The organism is Lactiplantibacillus plajomi (assembly GCF_005405405.1).
Classification (GTDB): Bacteria; Bacillota; Bacilli; order Lactobacillales; family Lactobacillaceae; genus Lactiplantibacillus; species Lactiplantibacillus plajomi.
This window is the reverse complement of record NZ_BJDZ01000017.1, coordinates 23,350-45,643: the sequence shown is the minus strand read 5'-3', so window position 1 is coordinate 45,643 and position 22,294 is coordinate 23,350. Positions and strand designations below refer to the sequence as shown.

22 protein-coding genes and 1 other annotated feature are annotated in these 22,294 nt (G+C 50.5%); all 22 genes read right to left on the bottom strand.

The window, feature by feature from the left end:
- Window positions 1–76 precede the first annotated feature (76 nt).
- The 22 genes from mnmA to mraZ all read right to left on the bottom strand — a co-directional run bounded on the left by mnmA (window position 77) and on the right by mraZ (window position 22,263).
- On the bottom strand, window positions 77–1,222 hold the full coding sequence (mnmA, locus tag FFM82_RS08360) for a tRNA 2-thiouridine(34) synthase MnmA (protein WP_307722442.1): 1,146 nt from the start codon (window positions 1,220–1,222) through the stop codon (window positions 77–79).
- Window positions 1,223–1,317: 95 nt separating this feature from the next.
- Window positions 1,318–1,659: a DUF1831 domain-containing protein gene (locus FFM82_RS08355; protein ID WP_137645384.1), complete on the bottom strand. Its 342-nt coding sequence runs from the start codon at window positions 1,657–1,659 to the stop codon at window positions 1,318–1,320.
- A gap of 20 nt (window positions 1,660–1,679) precedes the next feature.
- On the bottom strand, window positions 1,680–2,831 hold the full coding sequence (locus FFM82_RS08350; RefSeq protein WP_137645383.1) for a cysteine desulfurase family protein: 1,152 nt from the start codon (window positions 2,829–2,831) through the stop codon (window positions 1,680–1,682).
- Between the two features lie 26 nt (window positions 2,832–2,857).
- On the bottom strand, window positions 2,858–3,550 hold the full coding sequence (locus FFM82_RS08345) for a 5'-methylthioadenosine/adenosylhomocysteine nucleosidase (RefSeq protein WP_137645382.1): 693 nt from the start codon (window positions 3,548–3,550) through the stop codon (window positions 2,858–2,860).
- 20 nt (window positions 3,551–3,570) lie between these two features.
- Window positions 3,571–3,813: a PTS sugar transporter subunit IIC gene (locus FFM82_RS08340; protein WP_137645381.1), complete on the bottom strand. Its 243-nt coding sequence runs from the start codon at window positions 3,811–3,813 to the stop codon at window positions 3,571–3,573.
- Entirely contained in the window at window positions 3,806–4,366 is a 561-nt protein-coding gene (locus FFM82_RS08335) for an NUDIX hydrolase (protein WP_137645380.1), read from the bottom strand. The genes FFM82_RS08340 and FFM82_RS08335 overlap by 8 nt, the downstream gene beginning before the upstream one ends.
- Before the next feature lie 155 nt (window positions 4,367–4,521).
- Window positions 4,522–5,523: a diaminopimelate epimerase gene (gene dapF / locus FFM82_RS08330; RefSeq protein ID WP_137645379.1), complete on the bottom strand. Its 1,002-nt coding sequence runs from the start codon at window positions 5,521–5,523 to the stop codon at window positions 4,522–4,524.
- A gap of 142 nt (window positions 5,524–5,665) precedes the next feature.
- Window positions 5,666–8,464, bottom strand: a complete 2,799-nt coding sequence (ileS, locus tag FFM82_RS08325; protein ID WP_137645378.1) for an isoleucine--tRNA ligase — start codon at window positions 8,462–8,464, stop codon at window positions 5,666–5,668.
- Between the two features lie 67 nt (window positions 8,465–8,531).
- Window positions 8,532–8,747, bottom strand: a binding site (T-box leader).
- Window positions 8,748–8,766: 19 nt separating this feature from the next.
- The gene (locus tag FFM82_RS08320) at window positions 8,767–9,462 is read right to left on the bottom strand and encodes a DivIVA domain-containing protein (protein ID WP_137645377.1); all 696 of its coding nucleotides are present in this window, start codon (window positions 9,460–9,462) and stop codon (window positions 8,767–8,769) included.
- Between the two features lie 19 nt (window positions 9,463–9,481).
- A complete protein-coding gene (locus FFM82_RS08315) occupies window positions 9,482–10,267 on the bottom strand; it encodes a YlmH family RNA-binding protein (protein ID WP_137645376.1) in 786 nt (261 codons plus the stop codon).
- A 21-nt stretch (window positions 10,268–10,288) separates the two neighbouring features.
- On the bottom strand, window positions 10,289–10,552 hold the full coding sequence (locus FFM82_RS08310) for a YggT family protein (RefSeq protein WP_137645396.1): 264 nt from the start codon (window positions 10,550–10,552) through the stop codon (window positions 10,289–10,291).
- A gap of 12 nt (window positions 10,553–10,564) precedes the next feature.
- Window positions 10,565–10,993, bottom strand: coding sequence for a cell division protein SepF (locus tag FFM82_RS08305; protein ID WP_137645375.1), 429 nt, complete (start codon window positions 10,991–10,993; stop codon window positions 10,565–10,567).
- Between the two features lie 23 nt (window positions 10,994–11,016).
- Window positions 11,017–12,318 carry a cell division protein FtsZ gene (gene ftsZ, locus FFM82_RS08300; RefSeq protein ID WP_137645374.1) on the bottom strand — a complete coding sequence of 434 codons (1,302 nt, stop codon included), beginning with the start codon at window positions 12,316–12,318 and terminating at the stop codon, window positions 11,017–11,019.
- 28 nt (window positions 12,319–12,346) lie between these two features.
- A complete protein-coding gene (gene ftsA / locus FFM82_RS08295) occupies window positions 12,347–13,696 on the bottom strand; it encodes a cell division protein FtsA (RefSeq protein WP_137645373.1) in 1,350 nt (449 codons plus the stop codon).
- A 126-nt stretch (window positions 13,697–13,822) separates the two neighbouring features.
- Window positions 13,823–14,686 carry a cell division protein FtsQ/DivIB gene (locus FFM82_RS08290; RefSeq protein WP_137645372.1) on the bottom strand — a complete coding sequence of 288 codons (864 nt, stop codon included), beginning with the start codon at window positions 14,684–14,686 and terminating at the stop codon, window positions 13,823–13,825.
- Between the two features lie 33 nt (window positions 14,687–14,719).
- Window positions 14,720–15,811 carry an undecaprenyldiphospho-muramoylpentapeptide beta-N-acetylglucosaminyltransferase gene (murG, locus tag FFM82_RS08285; RefSeq protein ID WP_137645371.1) on the bottom strand — a complete coding sequence of 364 codons (1,092 nt, stop codon included), beginning with the start codon at window positions 15,809–15,811 and terminating at the stop codon, window positions 14,720–14,722.
- On the bottom strand, window positions 15,811–17,190 hold the full coding sequence (gene murD, locus FFM82_RS08280) for a UDP-N-acetylmuramoyl-L-alanine--D-glutamate ligase (RefSeq protein WP_137645370.1): 1,380 nt from the start codon (window positions 17,188–17,190) through the stop codon (window positions 15,811–15,813). The genes murG and murD overlap by 1 nt, the downstream gene beginning before the upstream one ends.
- A gap of 119 nt (window positions 17,191–17,309) precedes the next feature.
- The gene (mraY, locus tag FFM82_RS08275; protein ID WP_371852245.1) at window positions 17,310–18,215 is read right to left on the bottom strand and encodes a phospho-N-acetylmuramoyl-pentapeptide-transferase; all 906 of its coding nucleotides are present in this window, start codon (window positions 18,213–18,215) and stop codon (window positions 17,310–17,312) included.
- Between the two features lie 89 nt (window positions 18,216–18,304).
- Window positions 18,305–20,446 carry a penicillin-binding transpeptidase domain-containing protein gene (locus tag FFM82_RS08270; protein WP_137645368.1) on the bottom strand — a complete coding sequence of 714 codons (2,142 nt, stop codon included), beginning with the start codon at window positions 20,444–20,446 and terminating at the stop codon, window positions 18,305–18,307.
- Window positions 20,443–20,820 carry a cell division protein FtsL gene (gene ftsL, locus FFM82_RS08265; protein ID WP_137645367.1) on the bottom strand — a complete coding sequence of 126 codons (378 nt, stop codon included), beginning with the start codon at window positions 20,818–20,820 and terminating at the stop codon, window positions 20,443–20,445. The genes FFM82_RS08270 and ftsL overlap by 4 nt, the downstream gene beginning before the upstream one ends.
- A 26-nt stretch (window positions 20,821–20,846) precedes the next feature.
- On the bottom strand, window positions 20,847–21,803 hold the full coding sequence (gene rsmH / locus FFM82_RS08260) for a 16S rRNA (cytosine(1402)-N(4))-methyltransferase RsmH (protein ID WP_137645366.1): 957 nt from the start codon (window positions 21,801–21,803) through the stop codon (window positions 20,847–20,849).
- 34 nt (window positions 21,804–21,837) lie between these two features.
- A complete protein-coding gene (gene mraZ, locus FFM82_RS08255; RefSeq protein ID WP_137645395.1) occupies window positions 21,838–22,263 on the bottom strand; it encodes a division/cell wall cluster transcriptional repressor MraZ in 426 nt (141 codons plus the stop codon).
- Window positions 22,264–22,294: the final 31 nt, after the last annotated feature.

The following is a 22,294-nucleotide window of genomic DNA, read 5'->3' as shown; positions in this document are numbered from 1 at the left end:
CGGATTTTACGGTAAACAAAAGGGTCCACCCCGTGGCCGTAACCAGTTGGGGTGAACCCGTTAATCGTAATTTCTGTTAAACGTACTGCAAAACGCGCTCGTCGTTGTAAGCAGCGTCAATCATGCCGGAGCCTAAGCATTCCTCACCACGGTAGAAGACGACCGCTTGGCCAGGGGTGATGGCCCGAACCGGCTCATCGAAGGTCACCTTGACCTGGGTGTGGTCCTCATTAAAGTGAACCGTTACCCCGGAGTCCTTTTGACGGTAACGGAACTTCGCCGTCACGTGGAAATCATTGCCAAAGTCTTCGTTAGTGACAAAGTGCAAGTCGGACGCTTCCAAGTAAGTCGCGTACAGGTGGGGGTTGTGGTAACCCTTGCCGACGTACAGGATGTTCTTCTTAAGATCCTTACCAATCACGAACCACGGTTCGTTATCGACACCGTCGCCACCGATTCCCAGACCGCGCCGTTGGCCAATTGTATAATACATTAAGCCGGCGTGCTCACCTTTAACTTCACCATCAAAGGTCATCATCTTACCAGGCGTTGCCGGTAAGTAGTGGCCGAGAAATTCCTTGAAGTTCTTTTCGCCAATGAAGCAGATCCCAACGGAATCCTTCTTCTTAGCAGTCGCCAAACCGGCGTTCAACGCTAACTTACGCACGTCCGGCTTGATCATGTCACCCAGCGGGAACATGACCTTTTGCAAGGTTGCGGAATCTAACTGACTTAGGAAATAAGTCTGATCCTTGTTACTATCAACACCACGCAATAGGTGCATCGTACCGTCATCGTCATGTGACAAGCGGGCGTAATGCCCGGTTGCAATGTAGTCGGCACCAAGGTCCATTGCATAGTCCAAGAACGCCTTGAACTTAATTTCCTTATTACAAATAACGTCGGGGTTCGGCGTGCGGCCCTTCTTGTACTCGTCTAAGAAGTACGTAAAGACCCGGTCCCAATATTCCTTTTCAAAGTTAATTGAGTAATACGGGATGCCGATTTTATCGGCGACTTTGGCAACGTCCTTATAATCTTCGGTCGCGGTACAGACACCGTTCTCGTCCGTATCGTCCCAATTCTTCATAAAGACGCCCACCACGTCGTAGCCCTGCTGCTTTAATAGCAACGCGACAACGGATGAGTCAACACCACCACTCATGCCGACAACGACACGGGTGTTACTGTGATCAGTCATACTGTTCACCATCATTTCCAAAAGATTCTGGAGAATCCACGATTTGAAGGTCGTACAAGTCCAGTATTTACCATTATAACAAAGAAAACGCCGGCTGCAAGCCAGGCGTTTCGCAATTACTGTTCGGTTAAAATGTCACGGTCGATAAAGCTCTGTAAAATAAAGCGTAATTGTTCGACTTCGTCGGGATGGGCCGCGTTCTTAAACAGGTTTGCGCGCTGCATCCCGTTACCGGTGACCGTACTCATCTTGAAGCCGGTCAAGTCAGCGTTAACGGCAACTTTTAGCTTAAAGGCTGCCTGGTACGGACTGTTCGGGTCCAACGAGCGTTCAAAGCTGAACGCACCGGAACGTCCCTTAATGAACCCTAAATCTAGTAACGAATATTTTTTAATGGCCGTGCTTAACGCGTAAGTTTTGGTATCGCCGTCAAGCTGGACCGTCTTGGTGTATGCCATCTGCCTACCTCCTAGTTAGCTTACTTCTTTGATAACCGCTGAACCGTCTTCGTCAGGACGGTCACGAACTGGTCCAAGTCTTCCTTGGTGGTGTAACGACCAAAGCTCAGCCGAATCGATTCGTTGACCCGCGGTGAGTCCGCACCGAACATCGCGATTAACACGTGCGACGGTTCTAAGCTCCCCGCCGTGCAAGCCGAGCCACCGGAAACGGCAACGCCGCCCAGATCTAAGTTCGTTTGTAAAATATAGGTCGAAATCCCCTTGATCCACAAATTCAGGACGTGCTGGAGATTATCGGTTCCAAGGGCGCCGTTCACTTCAAAGTCAATTCCATTAGCCGTTAACTGGTCGACCACGTACTGCTTGAAGTCGTGGTACTTGGCCTGGCGGTGCGCCTTTTCTTCAGTCGTTAATTCTTGAACGGCCTGGGCAAAACCAGCGATTGCCGGAACGTTTTCAGTGCCGGCGCGGCGTTTGTCTTCCTGCTCGCCACCCTTGATGAAGCTCGGGAAGTTGACCCCGTTGCGCTTATACAAGAACCCGAGAAACTTCGGCCCGTTGATTTTATGCGCCGACGTCGATAACAGGTCGATGTGGTCGCGTTGCACGTCAATGTCCAATAATCCGTAAGCCTGGACGGCATCGGTATGGAACCACGCTTGGTGATCCTTCAATAGTTCACCAATTTCGTGAATCGGCATGTGCGACCCAACTTCGTTATTACCTGTCATGACGGAGACGAGGATCGTGTCCGCTCGGAGGGCCGCCTTTAAGTCCGCCAGCGAGATGTTCCCGTTCCGGTCGACTGGTAAGTAGGTCACTTCGAAGCCTTGCTCCTCAAGGTACGCCGCCGATTTTAAGATTGCTTGGTGTTCGATGGCCGTGGTAATAATGTGTTTACCTAACTTTTGGCGCGCAAAGGCAGTCTGAATCAACGCCGTATTATCACTTTCGGTCCCACCACTGGTAAAAATAATGTCGTCATCGGCCGCGTTAATACTCTTAGCAATCACGTGGCGACTATTATCCAAGACTTCCCGGGCAGCGCGACCAAAAGCGTGGGTACTGGACGCGTTCCCGAAATCATTGGTCATTTGATCTGTCATCGTTTGGATCACGGACGCGGCCATTGGCGTGGTCGCGGCGTTATCGAGGTACACTCGTTTCATTACATTCTTCCTTCTAACTAATTCACTTAATTCTGAGCCTTAAACAGGGCCAGTAACATGGCGGCCGATTGCTTACCGGCTTCCAAGATAAAATCGTCGAACGACACGCCGGCATTTTCGTCACCAACGTCGGACATGGCCCGAATGACGACGTACGGGGTGTTAAACTGGTGGGCAGCCTGACCAATCGCGGCCCCTTCCATTTCACTTGAAAGCGCGTCTGGGAAGTGGGCCAAAATCTTGTCGGTGGCCGCCTTCCCCGCAATAAACTGATCCCCGGAAACAATCAGGCCGGTCTTAGCATTTAAGCCGGTTGCAGCCGCCGCGGCCATGATTTCTTTGACCCAGTGCGCATCCGTTTCATAATATAACGGTTGTTGTGGTAACTGGCCGTAATCGTAATCAAAGGCGGTCGCATCAACGTCGTGATAAGCCGTCTTGGTTGCAACGACAACGTCGCCGACGGACAGGCCTTGGCCGATGCCACCGGCAGAACCGGAGTTAATAACGACGTCTACGTCAAAGTTAGTGATCATTAAGGCGGTCGTCATCCCCGCCTGCACCTTACCAATGCCGGATTGAACCAGCACGACTTCCTGGTCACTAATGGTGCCATCGTAAAAAGTGATGTCTTTGATGGTGACTACTTTTTCATCGGTCAGTGCCTCACGTAACGTTTTCAGTTCTTCTTGCATGGCACAAATAATTCCAAATTTCATGATTAACTGCTCCTACTTTCCTACGTAAAAAATAATATTAAAAAGACAATGATGATAGCAAGGACCAGCCCAAAAATCACCCAGTTCAACTTACGCGCCAGCCGCTTGGTCTTGGCTTCCTCTAGTTCTTGATTAGTTTGAGCCGCGTACGCTTGGCGTGAGGGTGTCGGCTCGCTTGTCTGGTCATTATCGTCGTCCACGGGTACCGTCTGGCCGTGGCGCTGGCGGTACTGTTGGCGGGTCATCTGTTCGTCTTCAGCCATTCAGCGTGCCCCCTAACTCGGGATGGGCCTGCCAATACCAGACGGCCATCACCGTCTTGGCATCCTGCAACTCACCGCTGGCAACCGCTTCGACGGCGGTCGCTAAATCCCAGCGGATCAGTTCGATTTGCTCATCCGCATCCTGCGGTAACGCCGTTGTGACCGCCGTTAAGCCGGTTGCAGTGTATAACGTCATCAATTCATCGGTAAATCCCGGTGACGTATAAAAGGACGCTACGGCCGTTAGGTTGGCCGCCTGCAGCCGCGTTTCTTCATTCATCTCACGGATAGCCGCCGCTCGCGGCGTTTCACCGGCTTCGATCTTACCCGCCGGAATTTCCAAAATTGGCTTGCCGGCGGCCGTGCGCCACTGCCGTTCGATTAGTAGCTGATTGTTGCTGTCGATCATTAACAGCGCCACGGCCGGCTGATGCCGGACTATTTCGCGGGTCGCCGTGGACTGGTCCGGTAACGTGACTTCCTGCTTTTCAACTTGCACTAAGCCGCCCTGATAAACCGTTTGGCGGCGCTGAACGCGTTCTTCGAATTTCAACAGCGCGCCCCCTTTCGTCGTCTCTCAATAAGGATACCGATTTTTTAGGCCGAATGCAATTTTTGCCCGTCAGCTGGCCGGAAATTATCACAATTTTAAGACCAAGCGCAAAAAAGAACCGCGCCAAGTGACCCGGTCCTTTCCGCTACCAATCGCTAATTAGGCTGTGATAAATTTGCAACGAATTGTTCGTACGCTGGCTGTTCACCAGTCTCGGTCGCCGTGGCAGTACTGTAATCGCCCGCTAAAGCGGCTTCGACCGGTAGGGTCACGATTCGAACAAAGGTCGCGTTGCCGATCAGTTCCATCCAGTAATCCTCGTCCGCGCCCTGGTGAACCACGGTGTACACCATGCCACCCGGGTTCGTGACTTGGATTTGCTGATTAAAGTCCGTGCTTTCTTGGTGTAACAACACGTACATCAGCGAGGAAGCTGACATGGCGGTCCCGCAAGCGTTGGTGAAGCCAACCCCACGTTCAAAGGTCCGCACAAAAATTGAATTTTTACCTAAAACTTCCACGAAGCTGACGTTAACGCCGTCCGGGAAAATTTTATTTTTACCATCGTTCATCCATTCACCAATCCGCCCCAATTCGGGACCCACTAAGGTGGCGTGGTCAACGAAGGCAATCAGGTGCGGATTGGGGACGGCCACCGCGGAAAACTTCAAATCAGCTGAAATTGCCGGAATCTTTTCGTTAATAATGGTGGTTGCGTTGTGGTTAGCGTGCATCCCCAACGATTCGGCATCAAAAGTAACCGGTGAAATTTCAACGCTGTACGCCGGCACGTGGTGGGCAAAGTCAGCCACCGCCTGAACTTTCAGATCCGCATACATCGTTTGGACCCGGAAATCCTCACGGCTATTTTGCGTGCCTAAGTAGCGGGCAACCGTCCGCAACCCGTTACCGCACATACTGGCTTCGGTGCCATCCGCGTTGATGACCCGCATCCGACCAAGTACACTGGGATGCTTAGATTTATCAACGACTAATACCCCGTCGGCACCGTCATACAGGCCAGCACCATCCCGCTTGCAAACGTTCATTGCCAGTTGCTTCAGTTCTTCATCCGTCAGCGGTTCTGGAAATTGCGTTTGATCCAGCAAGTAAAAATCATTGCCGGAACCGTGAACCTTGATCATTTTCACTGCCATCAGCATCCTATCTTTATATATTCGTTAATTTTACTACTTCATTATCATACTTATTATTTCATGAAAATTCAATTCCTAAGGCCCTGAAAACTAAAACGGCGCCGCTAGCCTAAACGCTAACGACCCCGTTTAATAACACTGATTATGCTTCCAAACCGGTTTCAACCGATTCTGGATAGTTAGTCCGGACAATCTCCGCACAGCGCGCACAAAGTTGTGGGTAGGCAGTATCACTGCCAACGTCGGTCTTCGTCATCCGACAACGGGCACAAACGTCCCCCTCGGCGTGTGCGACCGTCATGGCAACCGTGTCACCGAACTTTTCGGCGTCGGCCGGTGCATCGGCGAGTGGTCGAATATCTAGTGCGGACACCATCAACATTTGGCGAACGTTGGTATCCAAGCTCTTCAAGAAGCCTTGGGTGGCATCATCCAAGTAAAGGTTCAGGTGCGCATCCAACGACTTCCCAATCAGCTTCGAATCACGCGCTTCTTCCAACGCCTTTAAGACGTCGCTACGAAGCGCCATGAATTTCGTCCACTTGCTCATTAAGTCGTCGGCGTTAGCAAACGTCTGCACTTCTGGCATATCGGCTAATTGCGCAAATTCTTCCGGTTCCTTCAAGAATGGCCAAATTTCTTCGGTCGTGTGTGGCAACATTGGCGTAAACAACTTCGTCAACGCAACCAACACGTCGTAGAAGACCGTCTGCATCGAGCGCCGCGAGCGACTGTCTTCGGCATCGATGTACATAATGTCCTTCGCGATATCCAAGTAGAAGTTGGATAAGTCAACCGTCAAGAAGTTGATCAACTTCTTGTAAATATCTAAGAAGTCATAAGCGTCGTAATGCGCCTTGATTTCAGCAACGAATTGGTTTAAGCGAACTTCCATGTACTGGTCAACGGCTGCTAAGTCGTCGTAGGCCACCCGGTTGGTCTTAGGATCAAAGTCGGTGACGTTCCCTAACATGAAGCGGACGGTATTCCGGAACTTCTTGTAGGCGTCAGCCACTTGCTTGAAGCTTTCCATTGAGACCCGTACGTCGGAACTAGTATCAACCGATGACACCCAGAGGCGGACGATTTCGGCCCCCATCTGTTTGATAACATCGGCTGGTGCAATCGTGTTTCCGAGCGATTTACTCATCTTACGACCCTGGTTATCCAAGGTAAAGCCTTGTGATAAGACTTGCTTGTAAGGGGCGTGACCGGAAACGGCAACGCTGGTGATCAAGCTGGAATTGAACCACCCACGGTACTGGTCGGAGCCTTCAAGGTAAAGGTCGGCCGGGTACTTCAGGTAGTCGCGTTCTGCCAAGACCCCCTGGTGTGACGACCCGGAGTCGAACCAAACGTCCATGATATCGTGTTCCTTGGTAAATTCTCCATGGGGTGAGTGTTCGTTGGCGTAACCTTCTGGCAACAAGTCCTTAGCGTCGCGTTCAAACCAAACGTTGGAGCCGTACTTACCGATTAAGTCGGCCACGTGGTTGATCGTGGCTTCTTCCATAATGGCGGTCCCATCTTCCGCGTAGAAAATCGGGAGCGGCACACCCCAGACCCGTTGCCGGGAAATGACCCAGTCGCCGCGGTCGCGAATCATGTTGTAAAGCCGTTTCTTACCCCATTCTGGGAAGAATTCAACGTCGTCCATCGACTTCAGGATTTCGTCACGCATGTCGCCGACAGAAGCAAACCACTGCGGCGTTGCCCGGAAAATGATTGGCTTCTTAGTCCGCCAGTCGAACGGGTAACTATGTTCGTACGGCATGTAATCAAGCAGTAACCCAGCGGCCTTCAACTTATCCAGCGCAATTTGATTAGCATCATCGTAGAAGACACCGCCAAAATCTTCGCCGGCTTCGTCGGTCAGGTAACCCTTATTATCAACCGGAGCAAAGACGGGTAGCCCGTACTGTTGCCCGATGCGGAAGTCATCTTCCCCATAACCAGGAGCGGTATGAACTAAGCCGGTCCCGGAATCCAAGGTCACAAAGTCGCCTAACATGGTGACTAACTGGCGGTTCGCGTCAAACGGGTGTTGGCAAAGGACCCGGTCCAAGTCGGCACCCTTAACGGTCTTCAACACTTTAACGTCTTGCCAACCGAAGCGTTCCGCGTTTTCATCAACTAATTCGGCTGCCAGCACAAACTTGCGACTTTCACCAGCTGGTTGTACGACCGCGTAATCGAAGTTGGCGTCAACCGTGATCCCTTCAGAAGCGGGAATCGTCCACGGCGTCGTCGTCCAAACGACCATGTAAGTGTCGTCATCCAGGACACCCTTGCCATCAATGACCTTTTCACCGTAAAAGGCGGATGGTGAGGTAATGTCATGGTATTCCACTTCGGCTTCGGCCAAAGCGGATTCAGACGACCATGACCAGTAAACTGGCTTCTTGCCCCGGTAAATCAAGTGACGCTTAGCAAAGGCGCCGAAAACCCGGATCTGGGCCGCTTCAAACTCCGGCTTAAGGGTTAAGTACGGGTTGTCCCATTCACCGCTAACACCTAAGCGTTTAAATTCATCGCGTTGGCGATCGACTTGTTTCAACGCGTATTCGCGGCAAAGTTCCCGGAATTCGTTCGTTGACATCTTCTTGCGGTCGTAACCGGCCTGCTTCAGCTTTTGTTCGATCGGTAACCCGTGAGTATCCCAACCAGGCACGTACGGCGCCCGGAAGCCGTTCATCGACTTGTAGCGAACAATAAAGTCCTTGGTGATTTTATTCAGGGCGTGGCCCATGTGAATATCACCGTTAGCGTAAGGAGGGCCATCGTGTAAAATAAAGCTCGGCTTACCTTCATTCAATTTTTGCCGTTGTTCGTAGACTTTGTTTTCCGCCCAAACGTTTTGGCGTTCAACTTCTTTAACTGGTAAATTACCACGCATTTTAAACTTGGTTTTACCGAGATTTAGCGTATCTTTAACGCGCATTTGATCACTCCTTAATGTATTTTTACCCAATCAGTTCGCCACCGGATGCACAAAAAAACTCCGCCCGCACAGGGACGAAGTTATCGTGGTACCACCCAATTTTAGAATTGTTTAGATTCTCTCTTAGCATGGTTAACGGTCATGAACCGGCCCCCCTTACTGACTTTTCAGGGGTAGCGTTCGGAGATGATCTGCAGCTTACCGAGGGACGATTGCCTTTCCATTACCGGCAACTCTCTGGGCGTATCGACAAGCCGTTTGCTGTTCTCCTCAATACTTTGAACTTGATTTACGGTAACGGCTTAGTTGTCGCTATCGTCATCCGGGAAAATCACGACGGTTTGGTCCTGGGCGGCGTCGCCCCCGTCCGCAACCGGCGTTTCTCCCTGCGCCGCTTCAGTAATCTCAGCGGCTGACTCTGAGTTTACACTCGGATTAGGATCGTTGTCAAGGTTATCTTCTTTTAAAACGTGCTGAATTTCGGTATAGTCGGCCGTGTTGGTCTCACTAAGTAACTGATCCCAGTCCTTGCTCTTAACAACTTCCAACTGTGATTCTAGCATCACTTGCAACCGTTGACGGAAGACGCGGGTCTGCTTCTTCAAGTCGTCAGTTTCAACCGATAAGCGCTTAGCCTTTTGAGAAGCCTCATCAATCATTTGGTTAGACTTATCAGTCGCTTCGCTAACAATATCTGACGCTTGCTTTTGAGCTTCACGCGTAATAATGTCAGCTTCCTTCTTCGAATTCGTCTTAACCTTGTCCGCCGCTTCTTGGGCAACCAGAATTGATTGGTTGAGGGAATCCTTCAGTTCGTTAAAGTACTTTAATTTGCCTTCACTTGCGTCTAAACGTTCCTGGAGGTCTTTATTTTGCTTCAAGGTAATTTGATAATCCTTAATAATCTGTTCAAGGAAGTCGTTTACCTCGTCAATATTGTAACCACGAAGCTTCGTGGAAAACTCTTTGTTATGAATGTCATCAGGACTTAACACCATGCTCAATTTCCTCCAATGTTTATTTACTATGAATAATGTCCAACGTTATCCGCAAGCGCGCTTTCTTAGTCTCACCGCCGACTTCGGCTAAGCGGACCCGGCCGTAATGCATGACACTCAGCATATCTAACAGTGCCAATTCGTAATCGGCCTTAGTCAATTCCGCCCAGTTCAACCGCACCTTCGCCCCCTCGACCAATTCCTTGGCGTGGTGGCGTGATAAGTTGAAGGCGGCCTTGATGACGCTGTCCGCTCGCAGTGAGCTGACGGTCGTCGTAACGGTCTCCCAGTCGTTTTCCGGGATGACCGCATTGGCGAGTGGGACCGCCGTCAGATGTACCTTGGTCTTACCAAACCGGTCGATTTGGTCATCAAAGTACTGGGCCATTTCACTCTCGCAGTAAAACTGCCACCCCTGACCGTCCGAAATGATGTCGCCGAACACGTCGCGTTCAACGCCCGAATTCGCTAGGGTACCCAAAATTTGCCCGTGTTTTAAGGCCGCAAACTTTAACGGGTAAACAATGTTGAACAACGTAATCTGAAAATCAGCCTGCTCCGGTTGGTAGTAGCTCGGGTAAAACAGGACCCGCTGCAACTCCGCCCCCGGATAGCCACCGAACGCGCGCATGCGCACGTCGTCTAACTGGTTGACCATCGTCTGGGCAATGTAGACTTGCCGCGGATTTAAAAATGCGGTCAAAATCGGTCGGTACTGGTCGCCAGCCTGTTGTAGCCAACTGGTTACTTGTTCAATGAATGGGGCTTCACTATCGCGAAAATGTTGCATTAAATTGTCATTCACGATACTATCCTCGTTACTTTTCTAATATATTCCAACTAACCGTAGCGTAAAGAATAAGCCGCTTTCCGCTAGTTGTAAAACTAAAATGGCAATGATCGGTGAAAAATCCAGCCCCGCAATGGCGGGAATGAACCGCCGAAAAATACTTAGGAACGGATCACAGATTCGACCTAAGAAACGGCCGATTCCCGTGTTATAAGCCCCCGGGAACCAGGACATTAGGATAAAGACGACGATTGCGAGCTGGTAAAGCTGAAACAACCGGCCAATAATTAAAGTTAACAGTCCGCTCACTCCTTAAAAACTGTTGGGATTAAACTGACTCGTTGTACTGCCGGAAACCTCGTAGTTTTCCGGAATACAAAGAAAAATTTCATCACCGATCCGTTCGATTTCGCCGTTAATGGCGTAAACCGTTCCGGTCAGGAAATCGACGATGCGCCGGGCCATCTGGTCATCAACGTGGTCAAAATTCACAATGACCGCCTGATTTTTTAATAGCTGGCTCGCGATTTCCTTAACGTCCGAATAAATTTTCGGTTCGAATAAGGCAATTTTACTATTCACCGACTTACCACCTTGCATGGGTACGATTTTTGGCGCAGTCCGGTGATTGGTCGTCTGGCGAGTTGGTGCTTGTGGTTCGGCTTGGCGGGTTGGTGCTGGTTCGTCCAGCTGATCATCACCAACGCCAAAGAAATTACTTAAACTAAATCTTCCGGCCATCTGCTATCGCTCCCTTCAATGTGCTACTTACGACGCCGCTTGAAGAATGGCGGCGTATCTAATGAATCGCCGTTGCCCTTATCGTCCGCGTTATCGTCGTCGTTTGCCGGGCTGTCGTTAAAAACGTCAAAGTCGGTTTTTTCAACGTTCTTAAATTCGTTGGCGCGGTTGTTGTTGATTGGTCGTGAACTGCTTGGTTCACGCCGAATGTCCCAGTTGCCAAACGGGTCGTTGGACTGTTCTGGCTGGCTAGCGTTGTTAGCGGCCTGGTGACCGTTATCAGCGACTGGCTGGTCATTGGTAAACATGCCGCCACGTTGTTGGCTAGCCTGCTTGCGACTCTGACCGCCCATTTGGATTTCCTTTTGTTTCTGGTCGATTCCAGTGGCAATCACCGTCACCCGAACTTCGTCGCCAAGGCTGTCGTCGATCGAAGTCCCAAAGATAATGTTGACGTCGGTCGTGGCGGCCTGCGAAACGATGTCGGATGCGGCCTGGGCTTCGTACAAGGACATGTCCGGACCACCGGTGATGTTCAGCAGAACTTGTTCGGCACCGTCGATTGAAACTTCTAACAGCGGCGAGGAAATCGCCTGTTTGGTGGCGTCGGCCGTCCGGTTTTCACCACTAGCCGAACCGATTCCCATTAACGCGGAGCCCTGGTTTTCCATGACGGTCTTCACGTCAGCAAAGTCCAAGTTAACGTAGCCGGGTGACGTAATCAGGTCAGAAATCCCTTGAACCCCTTGACGTAACACGTTGTCGGCTTCTTGGAAGGCTTCCATCATTGGCGTCTTCTTATCAACGATTTCTAACAAACGGTTATTGGCGATGACGATCAGCGTATCCACGTTGTCCTTCATCTGCGCGATTCCTTCAGCGGCGTTACGCGCCCGCTTAGGTCCTTCAAACGTAAACGGCCGGGTAACGACACCAACGGTTAGCGCACCGGAATCCTTGGCAATTTTAGCCACGACCGGGGCCGCACCGTTACCGGTCCCACCGCCCATACCGGCGGTCACAAAGACCATGTCGGCACCTTGGAGGGCTTCCGTCAAGGCTTCTTCGCTTTCTTGGGCTGCTTTTGAGCCCACGTCCGGATTTGATCCGGCACCCAGACCACGGGTTAATTTCGGTCCTAATTGAATTTTGGTTTCAGCATTGGACGTTTGAAGTGCCTGCACGTCGGTGTTGGCCACAATGAACTCAACACCCTTAACGTCTTCGGCAATCATCCGGTTAACGGCGTTACCGCCACCGCCACCGACACCAATGACTTTAATAGTTGCGCCTGAATTCTGGGCGCCGTCTAAAGTATATTCCATCATTTTTCCTCCGTCATTCCCATCCTAGTTAATCAAAGAAGTGGTTAAAAAATCCCTTGATACGGTCAAAACCGCTCTTCTTATCACCACGATCTTCAGCTTGTTCGGATTGTTGTTTGGTTGGTTCCGCTGCTTCACTTGGCCGACTCTGGCTCGGCGCAGCTTGATTAACACTTGCGGGTTCCGCAAAGTCCCGCGGGACACTGGCCCGGGTATCACCAGTTAGCGCACTTTCAACAATTTGTGCGACTTCACTTAAGGCCGCTTGATATTTGATCACGGCCAAGGCCTCATCAAACGACGGATGCCTTAAGCCCATCTGGTTCGGAATAAAGACCCGGACACGGGTACCGAAAACTTGACTTGCAAGTTCGGTAATGCCCGGAATCGCCGCGACACCACCAGTTAAAACGATACCACCAGGTAATTCTAACGCCCGGATCTCATCTAAACGTTGCTTAACCTTGCTAAAGATTTGATCCAACCGGGCTTCGATGATTTCTGCTAAGTATTGCTCGCTAATCTGCGTTGGGGTACTCTGACCGACAACGTCGACTGGAAATTCTTCATCATCCGCGGCCTGCTGAGCATCGGCATAGCCGTAATCACGTTTGAGCTTTTCCGCATTTTCAATCGAAGTATTCAACACGACCGAAATATCTTTGGTAATGTATTGGCCGCCTTCTTGATCAACATAAGTATACTTTAACTGATGGTCGTGAATAACTGCGGCCGTCGTCTGGCCACCGCCAATATCAATAATGATCGAACCAAAGTCCTGTTCGCCATCATTTAAAACTAACGAACTCAAGGCTAACGGCGCAATAACGATTTGTTCAATCTGCAAGCCGGCCTTTTCAATCGCCTTGCGAGTATTATGAATGATCGTCTTGGGTCCCGTGAAGAGGGTCCCGTGCATTTCTAACCGCACACCGACCATTCCCCGCGGATCCTTAATGCCGTCAAAACCATCAACCACAAATTCGTCAGGAATTACGTCGAGCACTTCACGTTCCGGCGGGAGGCTTTGAACTAGCGCCGCCGTCGCAACGTTTTTGACGTCCTCATTATTGATTTCTTTTGATTCATCCGCCACGGCAATCATGCCGCGACAACGTTCAATTTTAATTAGGTTAGCGGGCACTCCCGCAACCACTTTGGTTATCTCGATACTTGCTTTTTCTTCAGCTTGGCGTACTGCCGATTGAATCGCGGCAGCGGCCTTGTCGATATCGACAATAACCCCGCGACTTAAACCATTAGAACGTTCGCTTCCCACACCAATAACGTTCATTTGTCCCTTTACACGTTCAGCAACAATGACTTTTATTGAGGTGGTTCCTATATCAAGTCCGACATAAATTCCTGAATTATCCATAATAGAGGAACCTCCTAGTACTTTACATTAATATTTAAGGATTTTAATGACACACCTAGTTAACCCTTAGTTTACCATATACTAAGCGCTTTTAAAAAGGGCGCAGCCACCTTTTCAATGAATATTCTATTTCTTGAAAGAATATGAATAAGCACCGACTTCTAGGTTAATGATCCCCTTTGTTTTCATCTTCGCAACGATGCCCGGATAATAGGTCATTTTTTTCGCAAACGTTGCAATGGTCGCGTAAACCTCATTACCATCATTCATGTATAAGTGCACGCGCATCGCGTTTTCCTTGGAAGGCGCAAACTTAATCTCTGAAATGGCGTGCTTCACGGCCGCTGGTAACTTGGCATATTGAGTAATCATCGCTTTCAAGCGCTGACCACTCTTAAAGTTGGCATAAATCGGTGAACCACCGCCGGGTTGCGAATACTGCTTGGTTAAAATCTGACCGTTTTCCAACACCCGCTGATAATAATCGCCGTTGACCAGGTAGCCGGCAACTTTAATTTCATGCACCGCCACTTTAACTTGGTTAAGGCCGGTCAGTTGCGTGGTCACGCTTGCAATTTGGGGGTTGGCGGCGTTGGCCCGCCGACTGACCCGTTGATCATGACCAACGAACGCCCACACCGAACCGCCTGGTTGAATGCTCGTCGCGTGCATGACCTGCTGCCGGGTTAGACGGTCGGTTCCGGTAATGGTGACCCGCTGAATATGGCTAAGCGGCGAAATAAAATAGCCCCCAATCAGTAAGCCAACCGTAAACATGCCAATCAGTAACGCTGACCGGCGAAATAAACTGCGCTGGCGCTGGTTCTTCAGTTGTGGGAGCTTATCCCCAATGCGAATCCGCCGCCCGGACCAGTTAAAGTGGCGCCGTTGCTCCTGCTCCTGATTCTGCGCCGCACGTTGCTGGTAACGTTCCCACGGAGTAAGCTGTTCAGGCCGTTGCTTCCTTGATTTTCGATTAAAAATGGCCATCACACTCACCCTTTCGTCTCAGTTTCAAACTAATTAATTCGTGACCATTTCCAAAACGCGCAGTAACTGGTCAGCCGCGTCCGGCATCCCAAGCCGCTTGGCATTCTTCACCATATCAGCGCGCCGTTGCGGACTAGCCATTAAATCGTCGATTGTTTTCAGCAAACTAGTTGCCGTGAGTTCTTGTTCCGTAATTAATTCAGCGGCCCCCGCCTTGACGAGACTCTGGGCGTTCTTCGTCTGGTGGTCATTCGTGACGTACGGACTAGGTACGAGGATTGACGGAATCCCCAGTGCCGTAATTTCCGCAATACTGGTGGCGCCGGCGCGGCCTAAAATCACGGCCACTTCCGGTAAAATCGCCGGCATATTTTTAATGTACGGTTCGATTTTAACATTCGGTGCAAGCGCTGTCTTCGACAAACTTTCCATAATTTTATCGTAATGGACTTGGCCGGTCACAAACAGCGTTTGGTAGTCGCGCCGGTTCAATTCCGGAATCGCCGCAACGGTCGCGGCGTTGATCCGAGCCGCCCCGCGACTGCCCCCAAAAATCAAGGCGGTCGGGACGTCATCTTTCAACCCGAAGGCCTTTAATGCCCCGGTTTTTTGGATGTTCGCCACTTGTTGCGCCCGCGGATTCCCGGTCATGACGACCTTCTTTTCAGGAAATTGCGTCCGCGCACTTTCAAAAGAAATCGCAATTTTATCCACGAAGCGGCTTAAAAACTTATTCGTAACACCAACTACCGAGTTCTGTTCGTGAATCACGGTTGGAATGTGCATTTGGCTGGCCGCGAAGACGACCGCCCCGCTGACGTAACCCCCGGTTCCAACCACAACGTCGGGTTTAAAGGCTTTAATATATTTGCGGGCGGTCCCGACACTCTTTAAAAAGAGGTAGACGGTCTTAACGTTTTGTAACGACAATGAGCGCTTAAAGCCCTGAATTTTAATCGTTTTAAAGTCAATGCCCCGTTCAGGAACAATGCGGCTTTCTAACCCGCGGTGCGTCCCAACGTACAGGACCTCTGCTTGACTATCATGTGCCTTGAGTGCGTCAATCAACGCGAGCGCCGGGTAAATGTGGCCCCCGGTTCCGCCGCCAGATATCATTAATCGCATTAGTTTTCTTCCGCCTTTCCCGTTAATTTTTCAATTGCCTTGATGTAGCGGTCGCCACGAATTTCAAAGTTCGGGTACTGGTCCCAACTAGCACAGGCCGGCGACAACATAATGATATTGCCCGCCGTACTGTGTTCCCAAGCAATTGGTACCGCCGTTTCACAATTTTCCGTAAAGACAATGTCATCAATACCGGCTAATTTTCCCGCGTCAGCCACCTTTTGTGCGGTTTCACCAAAGACAATCAGTGTTTTCACGTGTTCTTTGAGTGCCGGTGCCATTTTTTCAAAGGTATTGCCGCGGTCCAAGCCACCGGCTAATAAAACGACCGGTTGGTCAAAGCCGCGCAGTGCCATTTCGGTCGACACTAAGTTCGTGGCCTTAGAATCATTGTAGAATTGCCGGCCTTCGTACGTTTCGACGTACTGGGTCCGGTGACGCACGCCGGAGAAGGTCTTCAAAACCTGCTTGATTCCCGCCGTTGAAACCCCCTTGATTTTCGCCACGGCAATCGCGGCCAACGCGTTTTCAACGTTATGGTCACCAGGGACCTTGATTTCCTTGGCATCCATAATGTACTCATCTTTGAAGTATAGCTTACCATCCAGCTCGTACGCCCCGGCACGACTATTATCTTGCCGTGAAAACGGGACGACTTGGGCGCGGGACTGCGTGCTGAGCTGACGCCATTCATCACTATCCCAGTTGATGACTAGGTAGTCATCAGCCGTTTGGTTCATCGTAATCCGCATTTTGGCCTTCACGTAGTTGGCCCGGTTACCGTGCCAGTCCAAGTGAGTTGAATAAATATTCGTAATCACCGCAATGTGCGGGTGTAATTGGTCGATTCCACAAAGCATGAAACTCGACAGTTCGGTCACCATCGTGTCGTTGGCGCCAGCCTTCTGAGCGACTGCCGAAGCAGGTACCCCAATATTACCGGCGACGTAGGCCTTACCAGCGTTTTCACGGCGATTTAGCATCATCGTAATCATGGTTGTCGTGGTCGTCTTGCCGTTCGTCCCGGTTACCCCAATCAGTTCGCCTTCCAAGATTTGCGACGCAAGTTCGACTTCGGTGATCACCGGAATCCCCTTTGCTAGCGCGCCGCTAACAATCGGGTTGCTATACGGAATGCCCGGATTTTTAACCACTATTTTAAAATCTTCGTCGAGTAACGATAGCGGGTGCCCGCCAGTAATCACTTTGATACCTTCACTCAGTAGTTCCTGGGCGTCCGGGTTATTATCAAAGTCCTTCTTGTCATTGACCGTCACGAATGCGCCTAATTTGTGTAATAAGCGCGCGGCGTTAACCCCACTTTTGGCTAATCCTAAGACCAGTACTTTTTGATTCCGATATTGCTCAACCGACTTCATATGCCAAGATCTCCCTAATTATTAATAGTCACAATATAGTTATTTTAATATGCAGTGCCTAAAATGCCAATAGGCGTACCTTGGTTTGTTGATTCGCCACCGATACGCCTACCTGTTAATTATATAATGGTTGCCACGCTAATGATGGCAGCAACTAATCCGACCGACCAAAAAACCAGGTCGATTTTCCATTCACTCCAGCCCTTCATTTCGAAGTGGTGGTGAATCGGGCTCATCAAGAAGATCCGTTTCCCGGTCAACTTGAAGGAAGCCACTTGTAACATGACCGAAGCCGTTTCAATCACAAAAATCAACCCGATCAGTAACAATGACAGTTCGTGGTGCACGAGAATCGAGACGGCTGCCAACGCGCCCCCCAGTGCCAGTGACCCCATGTCACCCATAAAAATCTTAGCGGGCTTATGGTTAAACAGGAAGAAGCCGAGTAAGCTGCCCACAACGGCTAAACAGAAGAGCGCGACGTTATATTGCTGCTGAGCCCAAGCGATAATGGCATAGGTGCCAAACGCAATCGTGGCCTGCCCCGCCACGAGGCCGTCCAACCCGTCAGTTAAGTTGACCGCGTTAGAAAAGCCGACCAACCAAATAATAACGAAGACCATGTACCAGATTCCGAGTGACCAGTCACCGGCAAACGGGATGTGTAGGGCCATGACCGGATTTTCCTGCTGAAAGACCAGCGTGAAAACGATGGCGCCCACAATTTGGCCGAGCAGTTTTTGCCAAGCTTTCAACCCTTCATTTTGCTTCCGCCACAGCTTGATGCTGTCATCCCAAAAACCAAGCGCCCCGTACAGGACTAGAATAAACATCAAAATCCACGTGGTTGGCTTCATCAGGCCCTGCCAGAAACCGACCCATAACGTCGTGATCAGGATGGCAATAATAAACAGTAAGCCCCCCATCGTCGGCGTCCCCGACTTCTTTTCGTGCCACTTTGGTCCGACTTCCCGGATCATTTGGCCCTCTTTTCGTGCCCGGAAATACCGGATCAGTGACGGCATGAACACCACCACGATGATAAAACTACTTATTAAGGTTGCTATCAAAGATACTAAACTCACAACAATTCTCCATTCTAAAACTTAGTTAACTACTTTAGGCGTACACTCAGGCCTTCCTTAACTTCGATCGGGTTCCCAGCAGAAATGCTTTGCATCTTAACGTAGCCGGTCCCGTTGGTTGAGAGTTTCAACCCGGTCAAATCGGCAAACTCGGCAACTTCGCTAGCCGACCAGCCGGTGAGGTCCGGCATGTACATCTGGCCGTTCGTGACCAGCACGACCCGCTGACCACTCGTTACCGAAGTTCCTGCGGACAGCGACTGCTTAACGATGCGACTACCCTTGCCAACCACAACCGGCGTTAAATCGGCTTTCTTGGCCGCCTTTTGTGCCGCCGCAGTCGTTTTACCCGTTAAATCGGCCATTTTAACCGCCGGCGTTTTCGATTCACTGGCTTTTTGTTCCTCTAAGGCCCGTTCCATGACGGTGGTAAAAATCCCCGCCATCAGGTCGGTAGCCGACGTACCGCTTAGCGTTGGCTGTTTCATCGTAATGTACATAATGTACTTCGGATTTTTAGCCGGTGCCATCCCGACGACCGAGTACAAGTACGAATTATCGCCAGTCGCGTAGGTCGAGCCGTTGCTGACTTGGGCCGTCCCGGTCTTGGCAGCAATCCGGTAATTCTTGATTTTATACGCGGTCCCGGTCCCGTAAGATTTATAAACGACGTCTTGCATGTGTTTCAACACCTTGGACGCGGTTTTAGCAGAAATCGGGTTGCCGACAACTTTCGGCTTGGCCTTATACACCGTTTTATGGGTGTTCGGGTTAGTGATTTTCGAGATAAAATACGGCTTTAACATTTTACCGCCGTTTGAGATGGCGGTAAAGCCTTGAAGCATTTGCATCGGGGTCACCTGAATCCCCTGCCCAAATGAAGTATCTGCCTGTTCAATCGGATAAGTAAACTGGATGGACCCGGTTTGTTCGTTGGCCAACCCACTATTCGTGCTGGAACGTAAGCCGAACCGTTTAATGTACTTCAACCAAGTCTTGGCCCCCATCGTTTGTTCCAAGTGGGCCATGGCAACGTTACTTGATAAGGCAAACCCCTTGGCGTAGGTGATGTTGCCCCAACCGCTCGTATTCCAGTCGGGAACGACCTTATTATCGATACGGTAAGTCCCGGTCGGCACCGTAATGTTGTCATTGTAATTACCACTATCAATGGCAGCAGCCATCGTAAAGACCTTCATGGTTGAGCCGGGTTCAAAGGTATCCTCGACCAGCTGATTACGCCACATTTTGCTCAGCCCTTTTTTAGTCTGAGCATTAAAAGTCGGCCGCTGGGTCGTGGCCAAAATAGCGCCAGTTTTAGCATTCATTAGCGTTGCGGTCATCGCCTTTGGATCGACCTGGTCGGCGACCGCGCTGACCTTCGTTTCTAAGATGGTCTGCAACTTCGTGTCGATCGTCGTATAAACATTATTACCGTTTTGAACCTTCTTGCTGGCCTTAACCGCACCCTGGTAACCTTGTTTGGTGACCACCCGGCGGCCATTGCTACCGGAAAGCTGCTTGTTAAAAGCCTGTTCGATACCCATCGAGCCGACTAACCGGGTTGACTCCGAATTCTTAACGTCCTTAGAGTCGGTCAACCCAACTAAGTGCGAAGCAAACATCCCGTTTGGATACAACCGGGCTTCTGACTGAATAAAGTGCAAGCCGGTCACGTGCTCCGCCTCAATTTTTTCCTTAGTCGTTAACGTAATGTTCTTACCGGCCGTCCCAAATTCAACTTGGAACTTACCAGCCCCCTTTTCAAGGGTTGCCAACGCCTTTTTGCGACTAATCGGCAAGTACTTCGCCAGTACCTTGGCGACCTGCTCGTTATCCTTCACGTACAGGGCCTTGCCATTGGCACTTTTCTGATTTTTAGCCATAATTGCGTATATCGTGTAAGTACTCGTATCCTCAGCAATCGGGTCGCCATTCGCGGTATAAATCGTGCCCCGCTTGGCCGCAACCACGGTGTCGGTCGTGTATAACTTACGGGTGTAACTCTTCAAGTCGGCACCGTTTGCGCGGTGCGTAATCGCGATATACGAAAAACGAATGACTAAAATAGCAAATACGACCATTGCACCAAAGTACAACCATTTACCAAAAATATCGCGATTGTCGTCAGGCGACCGTTTCGAAGTCATTCGTTTTTTCTTATTATTCATTTGTAAACATTCCTTATGTTAGCGTTATTTAGCGAAAGTCCGTACTTCTTCGCAACCTTATTTAACCGGCTGCGACTCGAAAGTTCGTTAATTTGCTGCGTGGCGGAAGTGTTGTTGTCCTGAACCTTGGTCACCTTCGTCTGGACCGTTTGCAAGTTATCCTGTGAATTGCCAATCGCAATGTTGGCGGAAACCAACATGATTGCCATCGCCAAAACCACTAAACTAAACGTCACACACAAGCACTTTTCAAACGCGGAAAATGGGACCCGCTTCGTCTGGCTTGCAGGATTAGGACTTGCAACGGGTTTATGTACCGGGTTCGTTTGCGGACGCTGCTCTGGAAGCTGCCGCGCCAATCCATTCTGGGCCATTTTAACTCACTCCTTAATTCACAAATTTATGCTTTCATCCGTAACCGTTCGATTGCTCGTAACTTAGCGCTGCGAGCCCGCCGGTTAGCGGCCACTTCTTCTTCACTCGGAACGATCGGCTTGCGGTTGACCAACCGGTAATCCGGTTGTAACTCGGCCGGAACTACCGGTAAGCCGGGTGGCAGTTCGGGTAACGAACTGTGTTCCTTAAAAATCGTCTTAACTAGTCGGTCTTCCAATGACTGGAAGGTGATGACGCTGACGCGACCGTGAACGTTTAATAAGTCGACGGCCTGTTCCAGCGACGTTTCCAAAACCCCGAGCTCGTTATTGACCGCGATGCGAATCGCTTGGAAAACCCGCTTAGCGGGATGACCACCGGTGCGCCGGGCGCGCGCCGGAATGGCTTCCTTAATTAATTCAACCAACTCACCAGTAGTTTCAATTGGTTGGCGCTCACGAGCCCGTTCGATTGCCCGGGCCACCTGCTTAGAAAACTTCTCTTCGCCGTAGCGATAAAAAATCCGAACCAAGTCGGCGTACGGCCAAGTATTGACCACCGTTTGTGCGGTAAGTTCCTGGCTTTGGTCCATCCGCATGTCCAGCGGCGCGTCGTGCTGGTACGAAAACCCGCGCTCGGCGTCGTCAAATTGTGGCGAGGAAACCCCGAGGTCGTAAACGATCCCGTCAACGTGGTCGATGCCCTTGGCCGCTAAAGCCGTTTTTAAATTTGCAAAGTTACTTTTAATGAAGGTCAGCTGTCCGCTAGCCAGGTAGCTCGCCAGATTTTCCTGGTTATAATCGATGGCCGTTTGGTCCTGATCAAAACTAAAAAGGTGCCCCTCAGGTCCTAACTGGGTCAAAATCTCGCGGGAATGCCCGCCTCCGCCCAACGTGCAATCAACGTACACGCCGGCGGGATCAATATTTAGCGCCGCTACCGCTTCGTGCAGTAAGACGGTGATGTGTTCAAATTCGGCCACGGGTGCGCCCCCTTTCCCATTAAATCCTTATGAATCAAAAATCAATCAAGTTTTCGGCTAATTCATCAAAGTTAGCGACGGTCTCGGTTTCAAAGGTTTGCCACTTAGCGGCGCTCCAAATTTCAAACCGGTCCGATACACCAACGATGACGCACTTTTTTTCTAACTTAGCGTAACTTCGCAGGGTCGCGGGAATCATGACCCGCCCCTGCTTGTCCAATTCGCATTCCGCTGCCGCCGAGTAAAAGAAGCGGACAAACGCCCGCGCGTCCTTTTTCGTCAGTGGCAGGTCGTCTAGCTGTGCCTGCAACGTCGCCCACCGTTCGGCCGGATAACCGAAAATACAGCCATCCATCCCACGGGTGATCACAAATTGCGCGCCCAGCAGCTCGCGAAACTTGGCGGGGATAATTAACCGACCCTTAGCATCTAGCGCATGTTCAAATTCGCCAAAAAACATCTTAGCTGCCACGGTCAGTCAACCCCTTTCA